The 22,608-nt window shown below is 34.7% G+C and carries 16 protein-coding genes; 10 read left to right on the top strand and 6 right to left on the bottom strand.

The features are described 5' to 3' along the window. Positions 1-93 precede the first annotated feature (93 nt). On the bottom strand, positions 94-909 hold the full coding sequence (locus BGO27_06100; GenBank protein OJV17133.1) for a hypothetical protein: 816 nt from the start codon (positions 907-909) through the stop codon (positions 94-96). A gap of 208 nt (positions 910-1,117) precedes the next feature. Between BGO27_06100 and BGO27_06095 the strand changes: the two genes are divergently transcribed. The 4 genes from BGO27_06095 (at position 1,118) to BGO27_06080 (ending at position 4,864) form a co-directional block, all read left to right on the top strand. Further along, on the top strand, positions 1,118-1,999 hold the full coding sequence (locus tag BGO27_06095) for a hypothetical protein (protein OJV17132.1): 882 nt from the start codon (positions 1,118-1,120) through the stop codon (positions 1,997-1,999). 99 nt (positions 2,000-2,098) lie between these two features. Next, the gene (locus BGO27_06090; protein OJV17131.1) at positions 2,099-2,620 is read left to right on the top strand and encodes a hypothetical protein; all 522 of its coding nucleotides are present in this window, start codon (positions 2,099-2,101) and stop codon (positions 2,618-2,620) included. A gap of 13 nt (positions 2,621-2,633) precedes the next feature. Continuing rightward, positions 2,634-3,254, top strand: coding sequence for a hypothetical protein (locus BGO27_06085; GenBank protein ID OJV17130.1), 621 nt, complete (start codon positions 2,634-2,636; stop codon positions 3,252-3,254). A 53-nt stretch (positions 3,255-3,307) separates the two neighbouring features. Then, the gene (locus BGO27_06080; GenBank protein ID OJV17129.1) at positions 3,308-4,864 is read left to right on the top strand and encodes a hypothetical protein; all 1,557 of its coding nucleotides are present in this window, start codon (positions 3,308-3,310) and stop codon (positions 4,862-4,864) included. A 231-nt stretch (positions 4,865-5,095) separates the two neighbouring features. Here BGO27_06080 and BGO27_06075 read toward each other — a convergent pair whose 3' ends face one another. The 5 genes from BGO27_06075 to BGO27_06055 form a co-directional block, all read right to left on the bottom strand. Further along, complete coding sequence (locus BGO27_06075; protein ID OJV17128.1) at positions 5,096-9,943, bottom strand: hypothetical protein; 4,848 nt, start codon at positions 9,941-9,943, stop codon at positions 5,096-5,098. Next, entirely contained in the window at positions 9,940-14,670 is a 4,731-nt protein-coding gene (locus BGO27_06070; GenBank protein OJV17127.1) for a hypothetical protein, read from the bottom strand. The genes BGO27_06075 and BGO27_06070 overlap by 4 nt, the downstream gene beginning before the upstream one ends. 125 nt (positions 14,671-14,795) lie before the next feature. Continuing rightward, on the bottom strand, positions 14,796-15,236 hold the full coding sequence (locus BGO27_06065) for a tRNA-specific adenosine deaminase (GenBank protein ID OJV17126.1): 441 nt from the start codon (positions 15,234-15,236) through the stop codon (positions 14,796-14,798). Between the two features lie 13 nt (positions 15,237-15,249). Next, on the bottom strand, positions 15,250-16,326 hold the full coding sequence (locus tag BGO27_06060) for a twitching motility protein PilT (GenBank protein OJV17125.1): 1,077 nt from the start codon (positions 16,324-16,326) through the stop codon (positions 15,250-15,252). 8 nt (positions 16,327-16,334) lie between these two features. Further along, complete coding sequence (locus BGO27_06055; protein ID OJV17124.1) at positions 16,335-17,255, bottom strand: hypothetical protein; 921 nt, start codon at positions 17,253-17,255, stop codon at positions 16,335-16,337. 46 nt (positions 17,256-17,301) lie between these two features. Between BGO27_06055 and BGO27_06050 the strand changes: the two genes are divergently transcribed. From BGO27_06050 to BGO27_06025, 6 genes are all read left to right on the top strand, one after another. Further along, positions 17,302-18,411 (top strand): dihydroorotate dehydrogenase (quinone), encoded by a 1,110-nt coding sequence (locus BGO27_06050; protein OJV17123.1) that lies wholly within the window; start codon positions 17,302-17,304, stop codon positions 18,409-18,411. A gap of 3 nt (positions 18,412-18,414) precedes the next feature. Then, the gene (locus BGO27_06045) at positions 18,415-19,092 is read left to right on the top strand and encodes a hypothetical protein (GenBank protein OJV17122.1); all 678 of its coding nucleotides are present in this window, start codon (positions 18,415-18,417) and stop codon (positions 19,090-19,092) included. Beyond that, positions 19,080-19,805 (top strand): hypothetical protein, encoded by a 726-nt coding sequence (locus BGO27_06040; GenBank protein ID OJV17121.1) that lies wholly within the window; start codon positions 19,080-19,082, stop codon positions 19,803-19,805. Before BGO27_06045 ends, BGO27_06040 begins: the two co-directional genes overlap by 13 nt. A gap of 87 nt (positions 19,806-19,892) precedes the next feature. Beyond that, on the top strand, positions 19,893-20,456 hold the full coding sequence (locus tag BGO27_06035) for a hypothetical protein (GenBank protein ID OJV17120.1): 564 nt from the start codon (positions 19,893-19,895) through the stop codon (positions 20,454-20,456). A 26-nt stretch (positions 20,457-20,482) separates the two neighbouring features. After that, entirely contained in the window at positions 20,483-20,977 is a 495-nt protein-coding gene (locus BGO27_06030) for a hypothetical protein (GenBank protein OJV17119.1), read from the top strand. 112 nt (positions 20,978-21,089) lie between these two features. Next, positions 21,090-22,457 (top strand): hypothetical protein, encoded by a 1,368-nt coding sequence (locus BGO27_06025; GenBank protein ID OJV17118.1) that lies wholly within the window; start codon positions 21,090-21,092, stop codon positions 22,455-22,457. The last annotated feature ends 151 nt before the right edge of the window (positions 22,458-22,608 follow it).

The raw sequence follows: 22,608 nt of genomic DNA, 5'->3' as shown, positions 1-22,608 counted from the left end.
ATATTTTGACGATATTAGCAATAGAGTGAGTAAAAATAAGACCCCAGAAGTTATATCAGGGGTCTTATCTATTTGAAAATCAAAGAGATTCAATTATCTTACAAAGTCAATTTCAACTCTTCTGTTTTTCATAACAGGCTTTTTAGTATGAACTACAGGTTTTTCTTCACCATAGTTAACTACTTCAATCATTTTTTCTGAAACGCCCATGTGCATTAACACAGTTTTAACTGCTGCTGCTCTTTCAAGAGACATCATGTTATTTGTCATTTCAGAACCTGGTTTGTCAGCATGCGCCGAAATTATAACCTTAGAGAATCCGCCATCATTCATAGCTTTATGAATTGCTCTGCCAATTACAGCTTTACCTACTCTACCAACTTTGCTTGAATCATTGTGGAAGAATAATACTTCACTATGAATTACGCTTTCATGTGGTAAGAAAGCAGCATGACCTAAGAAGAACTTAACGTTTTTAACAAACGCATCTCTTTTCATAAGAATCTGGTCTAAACTATCATTTTCTGAATGTTCTTCAACCATAGCATCAAATGAGCTTATTAAATTAGCTAATTGCTTAGGATGTTTTTTCTTGTTTTTTGGTGTATTGAGTGTCATTACAATATCGTGATACTCAACGAATTCACTCATTAAGTCACCTTTAATGCTCCATTTTGTTGGATCTTCAGGTAACACTTCTTTATTCTTAGAAGCCCATATAGCTTTTTTAGCAAACAAATTAGCATCTTTCCAGTCATAACCTGCAGCTTCACTGTCAGCCATTCTTGTATAGTTTTTGCTAAGTTGTCTGTTAAATTCGCTATCAGCTGTTGGCTTGTGGTGTACTCTATCGATATACATACAGTTAGATAACATTACTAATGGTAATAATAATAGTGATTTTTTCATAACACATAACTCCCATATTGCGTTAATATAAATCTTTAGTTAAAAGATTATGCAATTATTTTACCATTTTTTAAATTTACATGACAACGAATTTTTACTAAATAAAAATTAACATACTGATAATATAAGAAAAATAATTTATAGTTTTTACATTGACAACAACTTCTATGTATGGTAGCTTTTGGTTAAATATTTGATAGGTATTAGAATGTCAAAAAACATCAGAATTATCGCGCCTGCTGGAAAGACAACTCCTGAAAAACTTCATGAAACCATTGGATTTTTAAAGAACAATGGTTATAACGTTTCATATAAATCAGACATTTACTCTGACGATGTACCTTATCATGCCAATTCTGACGAATACAGAGCAGAAGATTTAATTGATGCTTTAACTGACCCCGATACTGATATTATTTGGTGCTTCAGAGGCGGATATGGCACAGCAAGGCTTTATGATTATTTAAAAGATGTTACAATACCAAATAATAAAATTGTTATAGGTTTCAGTGATATAACTGCACTTCACTTAATGCTCTCACAAGAACATGGTCTTAAAACAATGCATGGACATGTATTAAATCAATATACAACAGTTAAAGATCATGAAGATTTTAAACTGCTTGAGGATATTCTTTTCAGTGATAAAAACGAATATTCTTATAAAATTCAGCCACTTAACGATGTTGCAAAACATTCAGATAGCATTCAGGCTGAAATTACTGGTGGTAACATGTGCGTTATTACCACAAGCATTGGCACTGAGTGGCAGATTCAGACTTATGGTAAAATCTTACTATTAGAAGATGTTGGTGAGCCTGGCTATAAAGTTGATAGAATGCTTAACCATTTAAAACAAGCACACTTACTTGAGGATATTGAAGCAGTAGTATTTGGGAATTTTAGTAGTGATGACCCATATGTTAGCTTTGCACTTGATCGTTTCGCTCATAGCGTTGATTTTCCTGTATATAAGTGCGATAACTTCGGTCATAGCGAATGGAACTTCCCTTTTCAATATGGTACAACAGCTGAGATTTCTACAGATATCAATGGTTTATCTAATATTAGCTTTGAGTATATTGTTTAGTGCAATTTAAACTAATTAATAGTTGAAAAATCTTTTTAATTCAATAAGATCCAATATGCAGGGTATAGCTAATATTAACTCTAGTAAAGGATCTTATTTATGAAAGCTCAAGCAACCAATACCTCCCAAGATCAAGTAAATTCTCCAGTAGAACAGCTAAATGAAAAAATAAAAGCAGGTGAATTTGAACCAGCTTTTAAAATGTACATTAGTTTAAACGATGAAGACAAAAAACAATTTCTTCAAAAAGACAACTATAGTATATTTCGTACTTTGAATACGAGCTTACATTCCACAAAATTGTTCTTCATAATGCATGAAGCCAAAGTATATAATCTTGATTTCAATAAAATCACAGCTGCAGTGACGCAGAAGCCATTTTGGAAAGTTATTCTTTCATTTATAAACCCTGTAAATTATATTTATACAGCTCAATCAATTGAATCACCATTTGAATCAATATTAAACACTATCATTTTTAAAAAGACCGATAATATTGATTCCTCAGAGATACTAACAAAATATATTCATCATATACAACATGCCCGATATGCAGATGCTCGTAAAATGTATGATTTACTGAGCGATGAAATGAAAAATCATATACTATTATGCTCTTGAATGTATAACATCAATGGGGAATTTTGAAGCAGTAGAGTGGGCATTTTTGGCAAGAACTCGCAATCCAAATAAGAAGGCTGAAATATTAAAATTCAAGGATTATACCTTTTTAAGCCATGTAATCAGCAATTCGGATATGCAAGACATTACTAAATATTTTGAACTTGTAGATAAACTAAATCAAAATTCTAATTCATCTAAAAAACAAGATCAAAATAAAAAACCACTTTTAGACTTAACTGATGTGTTCACCAAAATCTCATTTGTGTGCCTTACAAAGTTATCATCATCTCAAGATTATTGCGACAAATTTGAATGGTTCATTGTAAATGCCGAAAAAAATAAAGCAGACCTTAAAACTGCTTTACTAAAGACTGATAATGGTTCATTACTTCAAAATTACATAAGAAATAAACACTATAGTTGCTTAAATCTTATATTTGATAAATTTCCTGAAATTAAAGAAGAAGTTAGTAAACTTCCTAACTATAAAACTGATATTGAACCATTTTTAAATATACCAAAACCAATAGAAGTTCCTGTTGCAGAAGCAGATGATTTAACTAAATCTTTTAGAGGTTTAACGGAGTCTCTAGAACAAAATAAAGACTCCTCACGTTGCTTAGTAATGTAAACGAGTAAATAGGGCGGGATTTTCCCGCCCTTCTTTTTTATAAGAGGTTATATATGTCCAAAACTCAAACTGACAGAAATTATATTTTAGGACTTTCACCTGAAAAACGTCTGACTTTCTTTGTTGAATCTAATATTGAAACTTTCCTAAACTACTATCATGTGATACCTACGCCTGAAATCTCTGGTATTTTAAAAGCATTTTCTAAAAATGATGTAAATCTGTCTTTACTACACACTTGTTTATCAATGGATGATACAAAACATAAGAAACTACCAATTTTATTGAGAAGTATAGAAAATTTAAGCCTCTCTGATGATAATAAAAGTCCTAAAGAAAAAGCACAAAATGATTTTATAAAACTCATACTTAATAAAAATTATTTAACTGCTATAAACTACTTTAAAAAACAGCCTTTTGAAGTACGCAAATTTATTATATCTGGCAATGATTATTCTGCATTTTCCGCTTTACTTGACCATAGCTTTGACTTATCAACCGTTTTGTGGATGTTTAAACAGGCTCAGCTTTTAAACCTGGACGCTACACATATGTTCAAAATGCATTATGATAAAGAAAACAGTTTATATTTTTATGATTTATTTGGCTTTATTTCAGGGTATGGAAACCAAAAAGAGTTTGATGCTATTATAAAATTAGCGGCAGAACTACAAATTGATATCAAAGAAATGTATGAAAATGCATCTTACGAAGCTTTATCCATAGCCTGCGCATATAAAAATTTGGAAAACTTCAAAAGATTTGTAAAAAATGCAAAAGCAAGCGGTGCAAATTTGCTTGAATATGCAAAATATAATAGTGGGGAAAATATCTGGTATTTACTCGCTTATAACCAAATAGGGGCATTATTATATTTATTCCAGGAATATCCTGAAATATTAGAAGAAGTAAAAACATGGAAAGAATATGAAACTGAAATTTTACCCAAAATGTTAAATACCGCACAAAGTTACTATATTTCGCTGATTCGTACTAAAGACTATGGAAAAGCCAAAGAATTTTATGATAGTCAAACAGATGAAATAAAAAGATATGTAATTTCGGCAAATAATTTTGCAGGATTTACCGAAAACCTTCTAATTGATAATCACAATATTGTGTATGCAAATCTGATACACATGTTTAGTGAGGCTGAAAGATTAGGTTTAGATACAAAAACTATGTTTACAATAAATCAGGAAACATACCAGTCTTTTGCAATACCAGCAACATTCCTTGGTAAAGAATATGCTTTAGAGATGTTAAAATTAGCAAAACATATTGGTATAGATAGCAAAACTGTTTTCAAAAATTCTGCACCATTTGTTTTATCAAATACAATTAAAAATGATAAGTTTGATAATTATCAGTGGTTTATTGAAAGTGCTAAAGCAGCTGGCTGTGACCTTACAGGACAATTTATTGATACAAACTTAGATTTAATAGGACTCATGGTTAAGAATAAAGCTTATAATCATTTGGAATACACTATAAAAGAATATCCCGTAATTTTAGATATTGTTAAACAGCGTGCAGATTATAAAACAGAAATAGAGCCATATATAAAAAACATGGATAACTTAAGTACACGTTCTTGTTTAATGATGTAAATATAGTTAAGGAAATTATAATATTCAGTTATTGTCTGTCAGGGGAATAACTGAATAAGATTTTAGTGGCTTAACCATGGTTTTCATTTAGCATACTATTATCTATAGTTTTGTCATTTTCTTCTTCTAAAATCTCTTTTTTATCTGATTCAATTTTCTTAGAAACTTCCTCTTTTTCGGCAAATGAAAGGTTTATAACCAGGAATAAGCTACATAAAATTTGAATCATGATCATATTTTTTTACCCCCCGTTAATTTATCAGCATCTTTATTAATGTTTATTTGCAAACTATTTTGAGGATCCATGTTATAATACTTTGCCACGCTATCTACGATGAATATTAAGTAATTTAAAACAGAGAAATTTTTAATATTACTTAGATCAGAAGAATTAATAAATTTTACCATATCTAATTTATTACCATTAGACTTAGATGAAACTGTTTCCTCTGATGATGATTTTGTACCAGAAATAGTATAAAAATAACTGCGCCTATCAAATGTAGGTGCGGGTGGAGTAGCATTCGGGTCAGCAGAGGCATATACAAGGGCATTTCCAGAAGTAAGTGATGATGTACATCCTGTAAAATAGTTACAACTATATACTTCCGATCCATATGCCAGTCCATTTAATGTAATGCTTGTTGGATTTGACAGGTATATAAGCCAGTCGTCACTACTATCTAATACGCCTGCCCCATGATTATTTATAAAACTACCTTTTGTTGCAAAATTACTCATTGTTGTACCTGTAAGGTTTATGGCATTGTTAAGTACTATGTCACCATCACTTGGTCCATTATTTATAACATTTACATGATTTGCATTTACAGTTCTTAATGTAATGTCACCACTTGTATTATTAGTAAGACCGCTACCCTCTTTTATGGTAAAGTTAGCCGATCCTGTGCCTGTATCAACTGTTGTACCGCCAGCCATGGTAATTACAGCATTACCTGCATCTCTTTGAGCATTTATAACCCCATCTGCAACAGTAGAGTTTGCATATGCATTAAAATCACCATTATCTGTAGTAATATTTGCGTTAATTAAAATACTACGACCAGCTTGTAAGGTTAGATCACCTCCACTACCTGCCGCCGAGGTGATGATAGGATCATCTATTGTAATATCATTATTAGCCTGAAGTGTTATATTTGTACCAGCATCTAACGAATCAGTAATAAAATCAGGATGTAAGGTTCTATCCTGGCTTGATACATAAGCAAAAGTTACATCATTACCGTCATTTAGCAGCTCACCAGAAACTGGAAGAACGTAAACTCTACCACGACCACTATCGCTTGGAAAACCAACCACGTAGGTATTGTTTACAGTATCTTCGATAGCAGACAGCAAACCTGAAGATGCCGTATTTGTTACTAAACTGTTATAAATAGTAACTGCCCCACCAGCTGATGAAGTACCTACTATATTGCCGTCACTTCCATTTACCCATGTAACTGCACCTGCCGCAGCTGTAGCACCATTATCCCAGTCTGGGCTTAGAACTAAATAATTACCTGTTGAAAGCGCAAGATATGTTGTTCCTGTACCAAACTTAAGACCAATTTGGTCATTTGCTGATGATCCGTATAATGAATTCGATGTTGAAAGCGCGCCCCCTGGACTACTGCTACCTGCAATATATCCGTTACTTCCATTTACCCATGTGACAGCACCCGCGCCAGTTGTTGCACCATTATTCCACATAGGGGTAAGCACAAAATAATTACCATTATTAAGCGGAACAACACCAGATGCTCCTATAGCATCACTTGCAGCTCCTCCATATAATGAGTTTGAGGTTGATACTGCCCCTCCAGGGCTTGACGTACCAGCTATATGTCCATTTGTCCCATCTACCCATGTCACAGCCCCAACATTGGACGTACCGCCATTACCCCAGTTGCTACTAATTACAACGTAATTACCATTAGATAAAGCCTGTATTCCCGTACCCGCTACTGAATCAACTGCCTGAGAACCATATAATGAATTCGTTGTTGAAATATCTCCGCCTGGGCTTGATGTACCAGCTATATTCCCATTATTACCATCTACCCATGTAGCAGAACCGCCAGATCCTACAAAACCACTCCACCCACTCATTCTAACAACATAATTACCATTGGTTAGGGGAATAACAGACTGATTCAAACTTCCTGAACCTGAGTTGTATATTGAATTTGCCGCCGAAACATTTCCACTGACGGCTGTACTACCTGCAATATGACCATTTGTACCATCAACCCATGTTACTGCGCCTGCACTTGAGTTCCATCCTGAACTTCTAACAACATAATGTCCATTTGTTAGTGCTTGTACACCTGATCCAACTCTGTCACCTACCGAACCACCACTTAGTGAGTTTGCAGCTGAAATAACGCCTCCAGGAGATCCTGTATCTGCTATATTACCATTATTACCATCTACCCAAACAGCGGCACCACGGTTACCATTCCAGTTAGATGTATGCACAACGTAATTACCGTTTGTCAGAGTAGTAACACTTGAGCCAAGAAATAAACTATCAGCATCGCCATATAAGGAATTTGCCATTGTAACAGCTCCACCAGGACTACTACTTCCAGCTATATGACCATTTCTACCATCAACCCATGTTACGGCTCCCCTATTGTCATCCACTGCTGAATCTTCCCAGTTCTGACTTCTAACTATATAATGACCATCAGCATGAGATAATGCAGTAACCGTAAAACCTATTTCATTAGTAGTTACCGCACCATATAATGAATTTGCAGTTGATACTGCCCCTGCTGGGCTTGTTGTTCCTGCTATATTACCATTACTACCATCAACCCATGTGGCAGAACCCGCACTAGCTATCCCGCCATTATTCCAAAATCTTGCATTTACTACGTAATTACCATTATTGAGAGCTGTTAGTCCTGAACCTATATTATCACTAGCGGTACTACCATATAATGAGTTTGAGGTGGAAACAGCACCTGAAATCAATCCTGTATTAGCTATATGACCATTGGAACCATTTACCCAGGTAACCGCTCCTACGTTTGTGGTTGCACCATCATCCCACTGAGAACTTCTAACAACATAATTACCGTTCGTAAGTTTTGTAAGACTTAATCCCACCTGATCGTTTGCAGTTGTTCCATATACAGAGTTAGCAGTAGACATTGTACCGTTTAATCCAACGCTACCATCTACCCAGGTGACCGCCCCTAATGCTCCGTTCCAGCTAGATTTTCTGACTACAAAATTACCATTACCTGTTAAAGTTATTATATCATTTGTACCGCCAAGTGCTGTACTGGCAATACCTGCTCTTAATGTACTTATTAAACTACGATCTGAACCATTAAATAAATAAACAGCACCCGCATTAGTTGCCCCTGCGTCATCATTAGGGCTGGTAATTATTACATTTCCTGTAGATAAAGGCTGCACTACAGTACCAAAGCCGTTACCCGCTGCAGGATTTGGGTCCTCAAACTCATGGTAAAATAATCCTTTAGCATTATATCCAGTTGTAGATATTACAATATTCTTAGGATCAATCAGCAACTCACCATTATTACCATTTTCTGAGCTAACTTTAACTTCACCATTAATATATGCATTGTTTTTTGAAGATATTTCAACAAATCCACCCTTTGTTTTACCTTTAGCAGAAACACTTCCAAGCATTTTTGTATTTTCTTTAGAATCAACTACTATGCTACCACCTTCACCGTTATCTTTGGAGTCTGCTTTAATTTTAGTATTTTGATCTATAAAATTTTCTTTAGTTTTTTCTTTGTCACCTAATTTAACTTCACCTGCATTACCTGAGCTTGAAACATCGACATTACCAGATAGCATACTTATATTATTAGTCTCAACTACTACCTTACCACCATCTGCATCCTGCCCCTTACCCCTAGCTTTAATATTCCCAGAATTATAGAAACTGCTTGAGTCAGATCCAGTTATTGATACATCGCCTCCTTTATCGTTACCACTTGCGGTAATCGTACTATTTTTAGTTCCCGCAAATCCTTTTTCAACATTAATTTCTATGCTACCGCCTTCTGTTAGGTTACCTCTGGCCTCAACCTTACCAGCATTGTCAATAGACCTTGCGCTTAAAGATACTTTTCCACCTGCATCACCTGTTGCTGATATTTGTCCACTATTAACAAACAATCCTTTATCGCTTGCATTTATCTTAACTTCACCACCAGCTGCATTTATATTTCCAGTATTCTCAATAACTTGCGATTGAATGCGATTTGATAAATCAGGTATAGCAAGCTCAACAAGCCCACCTTCTGCACTAATTGTCCCTGTATTTTCAATGCTTCTTTGTAATATAGAAGGATCGACTACCATTTTGACAAGTCCGCCCTGGGTGAGATCCACAGTGATTTTCTCACTACTTCCTAAAATAACCTTCCCAAATTTTGCAGTTATGCTACCGCTATTTTTAACTTTAGGGGCAGCAAATATAACATTTCCACCGTCTCTGGCAGTAACTTTACCTTTATTTTCAATAACTATATCTTTCTGAATATCAAATGTCTCATCCCAGTCTTCTGTAATTTCTTTTTCTACTTCATTATCATCTGCATCGCGCTCTTTAACCATCTTAGTTCTAAAAAGCTTAAATGTTTGAGTATCAACGCTTGGAGCTGTAAATTCTTCTATTTTGATTTCATCTAGTAGAAGAGCGTCATCTTTTACGCTACTTCCTGATGCTATAAGACCGCCAATATTTATATCAGCATTTTCACCAAATAATATGCCGTTATTATTCAGCAGCATTATGTTACCATTTGCCTCCAGGCGTCCGTTAATTATGCTTTTATCTAGCGAATGTATACGGTTAATAGTTATCGAGCTAATATCTGGTTGCTTAAAAATTGTAGCTTCACCATTATTAATATTAAAATTATTCCAGTCTATCAGAGCTTTTGGGGATATCTGATTGATTTCTAATGTATTCCCAGAAGACGTTATTGTCGCACTACCACTTGTTACCACACCACCATCAGGGTTAGCATTAACTTGTGTAGCGTATAAACTTAATATTCCTATTAAATTTAAGTATTTCATACCTCTTCACCTCTGGATGCAGGCGGCACTATATTATATTCATTAGCGATACTATCTACAATAAATATCAAATATTTTAGAACTGAATAGTCTCGGTAATTTGAAACGGCACTACTGTCTATAAGTTTAATTAAACTATATTTACTAGATTTATTACCATCGCCTGAACTATCAGATTTGTCAGATGACTGCTCTGTATAAAAGAATGAGCGTTTGTCAAATGAAGGTATTGCATAAATAAGAGCATTTCCAGTTGTTAATGATGAAGTACAACCTGTGAAATAGTTACATCCATATACTTCTGATCCATAAGTTAGACCATTTGCAGTTATATTTGATGTATTAGGAATGTATATAAGCCAGTTATCACTACTATCTAAAACGCCAGCGCCATGATTATTGATAAAGCTACCTTTTGTTGCAAAGTTACTCATAGTAGTTCCGCTTAATCCGATTGCATTATTAAGAACAATATTGCCATTACTTGTACCATTATTAATCACGTTTACATGATCAGCATTTACTGTTTCTAATGTAATATCACCACTTGTATTATTGGTAAGTCCACTACCGTTTTTAATAGTAAAGTTAGCTGACCCTGTACCTGTATCAACTGTTGTACCGCCAGCCATTGTAATTACTGCATTACCTGCATCTCTTTGCGCGTTTACAACCCCATCTGCAACAGTAGAGTTAGCATATGCATTAAAATCACCGTTATCTGTTGTAATATTCGCATTAATTAATATACTGCGACCAGCTTGTAAGGTTAAATCGCCACCACTACCGCCTGCAGCCGCTGTTATTGCATTACTTACTGTAATATCATTATTTGCCTGAAGTGTAACGTTTGTTCCAGCATTTAAACTTGTTGTTATAAAGCTTGGAGCAATAGAAACGTCTCTTGAAGCTAAACTACTAAATGTGAAATCATTAGGCGTACTAATTACCTCACCTGTTATTGGCAGTGCAAAAACTTGCCCACCTGTTCCAGCAGAATAAAATGAAACTATATAATTAGAGTTAACGCTATCCAGTACCGGCATAGTTAAATTTGAGTTCGCTGTATTTGTAACAAAGCTGTTAGTAGAGCTTAATAAAGCACCAACAGAACCAGTATTTGCTATTTGTCCATTCACGCCATTAACCCATGTAATAGCACCTGCATTTGTAGTACCACCATTTTCCCACTCACCTGATGCTACTACATAATGGTTATTGCCAAGCGATAAAACTCCTGTAGATCCTACTCTATCAGCATTTTGTCCGCCGTATATAGAGTTACTGGTACTTACAACCGCCGAAGCAGTGCCATCAAATACTACATTTCCGTTACTTCCGTTAACTAGTGTTGCAGCACCGTACTCACCGCCACCGCCATTATGCCACTTAGGGCTTAATACAACGTAATTTCCATTCGCAAGCTCAACAACACCTCCAGAACCTACTTCTTCAGCGCCATTATTACCCTGCAATCCTGTACCTGCAATATCCGATGCAGGGGAACCTGTACTACCTACGTTACCATTATTTCCGTTAACAAAAGTTACCATACCTGCGTTTAATGCCGCTCCCTGGTCATAACCCGTTACTATTACAACATAATGACCGTTAGATAAAACCTGAACATTACTACCTACAAAATTACTAGAACCTGAACTATATAGAGAATTAGTCGTTGATACAGCAGCTGATGGGTTATTATCTACGGCAATGTTTCCGTTGCTACCATCAACCCATGTTACTGCACCGCCATTTGTTGTAACACCATCCCAGTTTTGACTTCTGACTATATAGTTACCATTAGGCAGAGCTGTCACAATGCGACCTACTTCACTAGAGTTAATACTACCATACAATGAGTTAGTTGTTGAAACTGCTGCCCCTGGTGTATTATCAACTGCTACGTTACCATTTAAACCATTAACCCATGTAACCGCACCTCTGTCTGTTCCTGGGCCATTCCAGTTATGAGCGCCTACTGCGTAGTTTCCTGCACTTCCTGTATTTAATGTTACAACCTGAGAGCCTACATAATCATTAACACTAGTACCGTATAAAGAATTAGTTGTAGCAACTGCTGCTCCTGGTGTATTATCAACTGCTACGTTACCATTTGCACCATTAACCCATGTTACAGCTCCGCCACCACCAATAAACCCATTCCAGTTAGGAGAAGATACAACATAATTATAATTAACAGGAATCTCGTAAATACCACCTCCTCCAACAATATCATAATCTGTTGTACCGTATAGTGAGTTAGTCGTACTTACAGCTTCATTACGCAATGTTCCACCAACAGGAATACCCGTTGTACCGTTCATTAAGGTTACAGCCCCTCTACTTGTACCACCGTTACCCCAGTGCTGACTAGATATTATATAATTACCATTAGTTAATGGCACTATTGAAAATCCAACCCTGTCAGAGGCATTAGTCCCGTGAATAGAGTTTGCATTACTTTGCGCCATTGCAACAGTTGTTTCACCTAAAGGTATACCATCATCACCATTAACCAGACTCACAGCACCAGTATTAGAGGCGCCATCATCTAAATTTGGGCTTGCTAAAACATAATTATCATTAGTCAGGGCTATAATGCTACTGCCAACACCATCGTTTGCAGCACTTCCGTATACAGAATTTGTATTACTTGGATTTCCTGAAATTGAGCCTGTATCTGCTATGTGACCATTATTACCATATACAAATGTTGCATATCCTCTGCCACCATTAGCATTAGGGCTTCCAACTACATAATTACCATTTGTTAGTAACGCAATGGCACCACCTACCTGATCACTTGCACTACTTCCCGAAAGTGAATTAGTAGCATCTATTATGGCGTTTGTTCCATTTGTTCCATCGCCCCATGCGACTATTCCTCTTGAGGTATTCCAGCCAGTATTTCTTACAACAAAATTTCCATTGCTGGTCAATTTAATAATATCTGCAGCTGAATTTCCAAGAGAAGTGGAAGCTATATTTGATCTCATTGTACTGATTAAACTTCCTGTTTCACCATTAAATAAATATATTGCCCCAGCATCAGATGCGCCTGAATCATCACCTGGGCTAGAAACTAATATATTTCCTGTCGACAATGCTGAAATTGCTCTACCAAAATTATTATTCGCTGCTGGATTTGGATCAGTAAATGGAATATTATAATAACCTGCAGAACTAAACCCTGATGTAGAAATTGTTATATTCTTTGGATCGATTAGCAATTCACCATTATTACCATTTTCACCACTAACCTTAATATCTGCATTAATATAAGCGGAATCTTTTGATGAAACTTCAACTTTACCACCAACTTTACCTTCAGCTGATACAGTACCTGTCATTTTAGTATAATCACTGGAGTCAAATACTATGTCACCGCCTAGTCCTTCCTGCGAGTCAGCAATGATACTACTATGTGGATTTATAAAGGTCTCAACTGTTTTTTCTCTGTCACCTAGTTTAATACTCCCTGCATCACCAACGCTTGATACTTCAAACTTACCTCCTGCAACATGTATTTTATTTGTCTCAACTGCAACTTTTCCACCTTTAGATAAGCTATCCTTACCCTTTGCTTTAATTGTGCCAGAGTTATAAAAATTACTATTTTCACTTCCGCCAACATAAACTTCGCCGCCTTCAGTAGCTCCGCTAACTGTAATTTTACCTTTTTCAGGAGCTACATATCCTTTTTGAACATTTACTTCAACATATCCGCCCTTACCATTTGTTCCCTTAGCTTCAATCTTACCGCTATTATCGATGGTTCTGGCATTTAAATAAATTTCACCACCTTCATCAGATGTTACCGATATATGACCTGTATTATTAATCATTGCGCTATTACCAGCGTCAATGTTTATAGAACCGTATGATGCTATAATCTCACCACTATTATCTATGCTTTGCATTTGAATACGTTCGTCAAGGTCAGGTATAGTCAATTCAACTACTCCTTCATTAGCCTCAATAATACCTGTATTTTGAATTTGTCTTTCGATAATGTTATTGTCGACAACCATTTTGACAAGTCCGCCCTGGGTTAGGTCAACGGTGAGTTTTTCACCGCTGCCTAACTGCACCTTGCCAAGGTTTGCCGAAATACTACCTGAATTTTTAACTTTAGGAGCGGCAAGAACTACATTACCACCATCTCTTACTGTTATATTTCCTCTATTCTCAACATATACTTCATCTTGTACTGTATACGCCTTTTCAAATACTTCTTCTATTTGTTCACCGTCTACATTTGTGTATTGCTTTAATATATATGTTTCGTTTCTTACTTCGGGAGCGGCAAACTCTTCTATGTGCATTTCATCTGAAAGTAATACATCATCTTTTGCGCTGCTTGTAGAAGCTATGAGTCCACCTACATTGATTTGGGCATTTTCACCAAACAGAATTCCATGATTATTTAAAAGTAAGATATTACCGTTTGCATCAATTTTTCCATTGATTACACTTGGATCAATTGAGTGAATGCGGTTTACTGTAATTGCATCATTTGACGGCTGTATAAAAGCTGTCTCTTCGCCTGCCTGAATATCAAAACTATTCCAGTCAATGAGTGCCTTTGGGCTTTCCTGAATAATTTCGACTCTGCTTCCAGATTCATTTATATGAGCTATACCACTACTAACCACACCACCTTCAGGATTAGCAAAGGCCAACCTGGAAAAGAATAATATGAATGTTAGAAGTCTAAGTAGCATTATTAAAATACCAATATCTTTAATATATTAATATTTTAACTTTTTTGAAATTTTAGTGCAAGTTTTTTTCTTAAAAATCAGTTACTAAATAACCCAATTTACTTAAAGCAAAAGTTCAGGATACGCTATCCCCTAGCGCGTAATTGCTCAAAAAAACTTTTTAACATTGCTATAGATTTTTCTTTTTGAAGACCACCATAAATTTCTGGCTTAAATAGACTTTTATTGTTAGAGAACAATTTGCAGCCATGTTCGATTGCACCAAACTTTTCATCCTCTGCCCCAAAATATACCTTTTGAATACGAGCATAGCTTAAAGCCTGAGCGCACATAGCGCATGGCTCTAAGGTTACATACATAGAACAGTTTGTAAGATATTTATTACCAAAAGTTTTTATAGCATTATCCAATGCCAAAATTTCAGCATGTGCCATTGGGTTTGATAATTCCTCGGTCATATTATGAGATTTCGCAAGAATATTGCCATCAGGGTCAACTATTACGCAACCTACAGGGATTTCGCCATTTGAAGCCGCTTTTTCTGCTTCTTCAAACGCCATATCCATAAAGTTGTCATGCTTAGAAAATGGTAGTAGCTCTTTCCATTTTTGCTTTTTCTGTGTTTTCTTCACCTTGGTTCATTGCCCTTTGTGCGTCTTCTTTGGTAATGATGCCATTATTAACTAAATTCATCACACTGTCACGCATTAACATCATTCCAAGTGATGACCCTACCTGCATCATAGAGAAAATTTGTGGGATCTTACCTTCACGAATAAGGTTTCTTACACCAGAGTTTGCTATTAAAACTTCATATGCAGCAACTCTTCCTGCTTTATCTGCTGTTCTGATTAGCTGCTGGGTAATAATTGCCTCAAGTGAATTTGAAAGCATAACTCTTATCATTGCCTTTTCTTCTGGCGGAAATACGTCAATAATACGGTCAATAGACTGAGGCGCGGAACTTGTATGTAGAGTTCCGATTACAAGATGCCCTGTTTCAGCGGCAGTCATTGCAAGCCTGATAGTTTCTAAATCCCTAAGTTCCCCAACCATAATAATATCAGGGTCTTCACGAAGCGCACTTTTTAAAGCTTTTGAGAAAGCTCTTGTATGCTCACCCACTTCCCTTTGATTAATCAGAGACTTATTAGATTTATGGAGGAATTCTATCGGATCCTCAACTGTAATAATGTGCTTTGGGTAAATTGAATTTATATGATGAATAAGTGCTGCGACTGTTGTAGATTTACCACTTCCTGTAGGACCTGTTACCAATACTATTCCTTTATGAAGACCAGCAATACGTTCAAGTACCGATGGCGCTTTAAGCATAGAAAGCGTCTTTACTTTCGCCTGAATAATCCTTAGAACTGCCCCGTAGCCGTTTGTATCTCTAAAAGCATTGATCCTAAAACGAGTATCTTCATTATAGCTATAAGCCATATCAAGTTCCCATTCTTCCTGAAACTTCTTTTTATGTTCATCCGACATTATACTATTTAACATAGTTTCCATATCTTGCTGTGTAACAGCGGGTAACTTTAAAAAATGCATTTCGCCATGAATACGGAACATAGGAGGATGATTTACCGCCAAATGTATATCTGATGCTTGTTGTGTTTTGGCACTTTCTACTAAATCACGCAAATTCATATATGCCTCTATTTTACCTGACCAGTTGATAAATTATTTACTCTTGTTCTAACTTCCTTATAGCTTACATTTGCTTTATAGCCAGCATCAAGCGCCTGAATTATACGGCTATATAAACTCATTGCAGAGTTATTTTGCCCTGTTTTTTCCATGATCAGCGCAATGTTGTATACATAATCAAGGTTACTTGGCTCTAGTTTGTTAGCCTTCTTAAAATATCTTACAGCATTTTTAAAGTCTTTTTGGCGCTCATATATCACTGCGATTTGCGCAGGTATTATCGAAAGAGAAGGCTCAGCTGCTTCCAGTCTTCTTAATGTTGTTAGAGCAACATCTGGCTTTTCATAGCTTAAAACGTTTAAAAAGTTATTTAAGGCAAACTTATTAGACGGATTGATATCCAAAATCTTTGTATAGTAGTTTTTAGCAATATCCATATGTCCTAGTTTATGATGGGTTACCGCTACACCAAATAGTATTTCTTCATTTTTTGGCTCTAGCTTTAATGCCTTTGTATAAAACATCAGAGCAACTTCATAATGACCCATTTGAAATGTTTCGTAAGCTTTACTAAGTAAATCTGCTGCATTTGCAAGGTGATGATCATCTTCCATTGTCATATCAATGCCTGCAACATCACTTTTTATAGGATCATCTGGGGATGAAGCTTTTTCCTGATGCTCACCTTCTTCACCTTCAACTTCATCACCAATTTTCACAGGTTTTACAAATTTTTTAGTCCCCTGAAGTGTAATTTCTTCGTCCGACCAGTCTTCTTCCGCTGAATATTTCTTAAGTACGGAATCTATAACATGCTTTTCAGAGCCATTTAAACTTTGGTTAGATGCAAGTAATGATTGACTATTTCCTAAAAATATAGAATAAATCGTCAGTACTTTTATAAGCGAATTTTTCATAATTTTACACATTTATTAAAATATTAACATTTTTAATCATATACCAAAAATGCCCATAATGCAACTATCTGAAAGTTATTTAAAAATTGCGTCGAATATTGCGCAAAAAATATTATTTACACTTGACCCCGAAACAGCACATGACATCGCAATTAATCTGCTTAGTAGCGATTTTGTGAGCCAACTGCTTCCAACAATAGACTATAAACATGATTCACTTAAAACTAATGTAATGGGGATAAATTTTAAAAACCCCATAGGACTTGCTGCTGGTTTTGATAAAAACGCACGTATTATAACATCTATGGCTAAATTTGGTTTTGGCTTTGTTGAATGCGGTACAGTTACAAAATATTCTCAGCTTGGCAACCCAAAGCCACGTATTTTCAGGCTTGTTGATGACCAGGCTATAATTAATGCTTTAGGTTTTAATAATCGCGGATATTACGAGTTTATCAAAAACATTTCACAACAAGTTAAAGTAGCGGATGAGTTTAAGTGCAACATTGGCGTGAATATTGGTAAAAATAAAAACTCACGCAATGCTATAGATGATTATACCTATCTCATTGATAAGCTTTATGATTACGGTCAATATATTACAATTAATATTTCATCGCCAAATACACCAGGATTACGCGATCTACAAAACGACGAATCTTTTAATGTATTACTTGAAGAGATAGTACAAAAGCGCAACAAAGTCGCGAATGAAAGAAATATCACAAAGCCGCTTGTTGTAAAGATTGCTCCTGATTTAGATGATAGCCAAATTGAGTTTATGGCAGATAGAATTTTACACCATAAAATAGATGGAATTATTATTAGCAACACCACAATTGGTATGCGTCATGAGCTAAAATCTAAAAATAAAGTAAATTTTGGTGGTTTAAGCGGTGCGCCACTTTTCAACCAGTCAAACTATGTTTTGGGTGAATTTTACAAGCATACTAAAGGTCAAATTCCAATAATTGGCGCTGGTGGTGTATTTTCTGCTGATGATGCCTTTACAAAAATTGCATATGGCGCTAGCCTAGTACAGATTTATACAGGTTTTATTTACAAAGGTTTTACTTTAGTAAATGATATCTGCAAGAAACTTCCAAAAATATTAGAAGAAAGGGGTTTTGCGAATATTTCTGAGGCAGTCGGACATTTGCATAAATAATGAATGGCAAAATATTTAGTAATTACAAGACCATTAATTGATTTTGAAGAAACGGCAAAAATCCTGCATTTAAGTGATTATTTGCCGTTTTCTTTGCCATTAAGTACTGTAAATCACCTTAATTTTGAACTGCACAAACCATATACTAACTATATTGTCACTAGTAAAAACGCCATTAAAAGCCTTAAAAATAGCAACCAGCTTATTCAAGGCAATATTATAGGATTAAATGGTGACTATCTGGAATTCCCTGACGTTAACATAATAAAAACAGGTGACAATGCTGAGTCTCTGGTTAATTTTCTGGAAGATAACCCCGCGTACTTAGAAAATAGCATTTATTTAAGGGGTGATAATATTACTTTTAATATTACAGAGCATTTTGACAATAAAATAGATGAGATTATTGTTTATAACACTGATTATTTAGACCATCTATCTGAAAAACAAATTAATATCTTACAAACCAACCCTGTTATTACCATTTTCTCTGTAAAAGCAGCTGAGACATTTATAAAACTTACAGAGTCTATTAAATTTAACCCCATAATATGTTGTTTAAGTAAAAAAATAGCCGAATATTTTCCAGAAAAATTTTCTAAAAATCTTTATTTTTCAGATACTTCAAATATAAATTCCTTTAAGCAAAAATTAGATGAGGTTATAAGGTGTATAAAATAAAATTATTTCTGTTTATATCAATACTTGCTGCGTTATCTTATGGATTATATGACGTAAATCATACATATAATAAAGTAAAAGACTTAGAAGCCCAGCTTAAAGATGCAAAAGAAAAGGAAGTATATACCTGCCCAAAATGCGAAGAAGCTAAAGATTGTGACTCATTTGTTTTAGAACAGACAAAATCTAACCTTGAGAATAAGTTTGCTCCTGTTGTTGCTTTAAGAATTCTTGAAAAAAGAATCATGACCAATAAAATATATAAACCTGAGCTGGATATTTTTGCTGCAAGCTGCTTTTCTGATCAGTTTTTAACATCCCAGCTAGAAAACTTATATTTACGCTCTGAAACAGGAATAACATCAAAAGATCAAATTTTTGGAATTTTAGATGAGTTTGTCCAGTCCAGACACAAAACTATTGAAACCCACCCTAACCTAACCTCTTCTGTAGTTGATAGATTTATCAAGATTGAATCTAAAGAGACTCCTCAAAAAGTTATAGATGAGCAGCTAGCAGCTGAGATTTATAATATTAAATTATCTATTAACCTTCATGATTATGATAAAGCAATAGTCTTACTTAAAGATTTATCAGCTAAGCATTTAGATTCTTCATTAGAAAGCGCCATTAAAGAATTAGAGATAAACGCAGCTATTTTAAATAATATTAATAATATTTGGAACTATCTTATAGTAAACCTCATAAAATAATACACCATAGTTAATTTTTTTATCTATATTTACAAAACAATTCAATTATGTTAAGTTATTAACTATAACATATATACATAATTGATTATGCCAAATAGCCAAAATACAACGCTTGGTAAAGCAAGCTCTTTTTTCAAAAAAGCCTCGGAGTATGCTTTGAACCTGTTAAAAAGTGGCTATCCTCTATTGATTGGCGTCGTATTTTCAGTATTTGTTCCTATTTATATTGCTATACCCTTACTTGTTATCGCCTCATTTTTTACAGGTTACAATATTGTTAGCAGCACTAGGAGTGAAGTATATAGCGAAATTGGCAATAGTTATGAAGCAGGAATTATTACATCTGATACACGCCATCAGCCATATGTAAAAGTGTCAAGCGCATTACAAAATAATATGAATCCATCAGGATCTAAACCTAAAATTTTAGAAATTATCGAAAAGCTCGAAGAATATAATCAAAAACACCAAACACCTTTTATAATTTCAAATTTAGAAATTTTAACATCTGCTAAAAATGATAATAGTTATTTAAAAATTGAGCAGGCTAAAGAAGCAATGCAGCAACTTTTGTTAGCCAATATCCCTTCAGACATTAAAACATCTATAAATCAGTATTTACAATCTAGCCCTTCTCGTGTTAAAAATTAATATAATCATAGATCAGGAGATATATTATGGTTAAGAAAATTACATCACTCGCTCTTATTGCTTGTATTTCAGCATCATTACTTGCTTCATGTAAAAGCGGACCGAATGGAGAAATAATGGTATCAAGAAGAGATACAGCAACTCTTATTGGCGCAGTTGGTGCTGGTATATTAGGATCAAAGGTTGGTAAAGGTAACGGCCGTATAGCTGGTGCAGCAGTTGGTGCTTTAGTAGGCGCAGGTTTTGGCAGCTGGATGGGCGAAAACCTTGATAATAGGTCAAGAAACTATCATTACAAAACAACCCAGTCAACTTTAGAAAGCGCCCCTATTGGCGAAACACATGAATGGGCAAACCCAGACTCTAATACACATGGTTACGTAACACCTACCAGAACATATAAGAAAAATGACAGATATTGCCGTGAATACACACAGCAGATTGTTGTGGGCGGCAGAACACAAGAAGCTGTAGGCAGAGCTTGCCGTAATGCTGATGGCACATGGCAGGTTATTGAATAATAGATAGATTCTTTCGGTAAAATTAAGGGGGCTTTTAACAGCTCCCTTTTTTTATTGTTTTTTATCTAAACTTGCCTCAATATAGCCTGCAAATACTTACTAAGGCTCAGTTATGAAAGAATTTACAGATTTAATATCACAAAAAAAATGGGAAGAAGCGAAAGCTATATTTGATAAGCTTGAGCCTGAGCAAAAAGTAAAATTTTTACAGCATAGTAGTATTATGGACAATAATATAAGTACAATAGCTACAGAAGCGGATTGGAATACAATAAATTATTTTCTAGATAGCGCTTATTCATCAGATAACGACCTTATGCAAAAAGTACTTATAAAAATTTCTACATACATGACTGATATTCACATTAAACACATACACAAAACAATTCCTTTTATTCAAAAATGCGCTCAATATAATTGTTTAAAAGAAATTACTACAGAACAGTCTTTTTACTTTTTAGAAAAAATTATAGAACAAGGAATTAGCCAGCATTATAATTTTTTATATAAAGAAGCCTTAAAGTGCGGAATTAGCAAACTAGAAATATTAAAAGCATATGATTACGCCTATTTTAGACAGGTTATGAGATATGGATCATTTGAGGATGCAATGTTCTATTGCCAAGAATCTATTGATGCGGGTATTTTAGAAGAAGATTTATTATGGGAAGTATGCTTCAATGAGATAGCTAATATAACTGGAAATAAAAAAATAGAATGGCTTCTTGCTAAAATTGATAAAACCAATCCAAAATCACTAAAATTCTTTGAAGAAAAATTTCTTAATATGGTAGAATATAATTTTAGAGAAGGATATTATAAAACAGCTAACGCAATACTTGATAAAGCTTTAGGATTGGGTCTGAGTTTTAAGGAGCATTTTAATTATATTGATACTTTTGCAAACACTTGTGGTAAAGGTTATATAGAATCTGCCAACTATCAAGTCGCCTTAGCAAAACAATATAACCTAGATATTGAAAAAATGCTTAGACTAGGTTTACAAAGAGCTATTAATAGCAATCAATATGGCATAATTAATTACATTCTAGAAACCTTCCCTGAATCTCAAGCTGTTAAAAACCAAGCACTTTCCAATACATTAGTTTATAGACTAGAATTTACTAAAAGAATTATAGAATACTTGGGTTTTGATATCGAATGGTTACTTGCAAGGCTTAACTTTTCCAACTTATCTGGTACAAAGGATTTTAATGTTTCGGTTTCTAAATTTATTATTAAATTCAAAGGCATTTTAAAGCCAGGTGATAACGCTGAAGAAAGAGAACAATGCTTTAAAACCATTAAAAAGGCAGTTAAGCATCAATACTTTATTTTTGCTAACCCTATAAATAGTCCTGATTCGGCTCTATTAAACCTGCCTAGTGATGTATTAGTGCATATTCAGATGCATCTTACAGGTGTAACAAGTTATAGAGAAATGGCTGATATATCTAAAAAAATTATACATGCTAAATAAATTTAATTTTCAATAAGTATTTGATTCATATTAAAATTTTTTAGGCTAATAAAAGGTACATTCTAGATAGTAGTGCAACGATTTATTAATAAGTTAGGGATTAATTTTTGAGGGTTGAGGAAGCCCAGGATTTTTCTGGGTGTGGTGTTGA

The organism is Alphaproteobacteria bacterium 33-17, from assembly GCA_001897445.1.
Classification (GTDB): Bacteria; Pseudomonadota; Alphaproteobacteria; order Rickettsiales; family 33-17; genus 33-17.
This window is presented reverse-complemented; position numbering and strand designations above follow the sequence as displayed.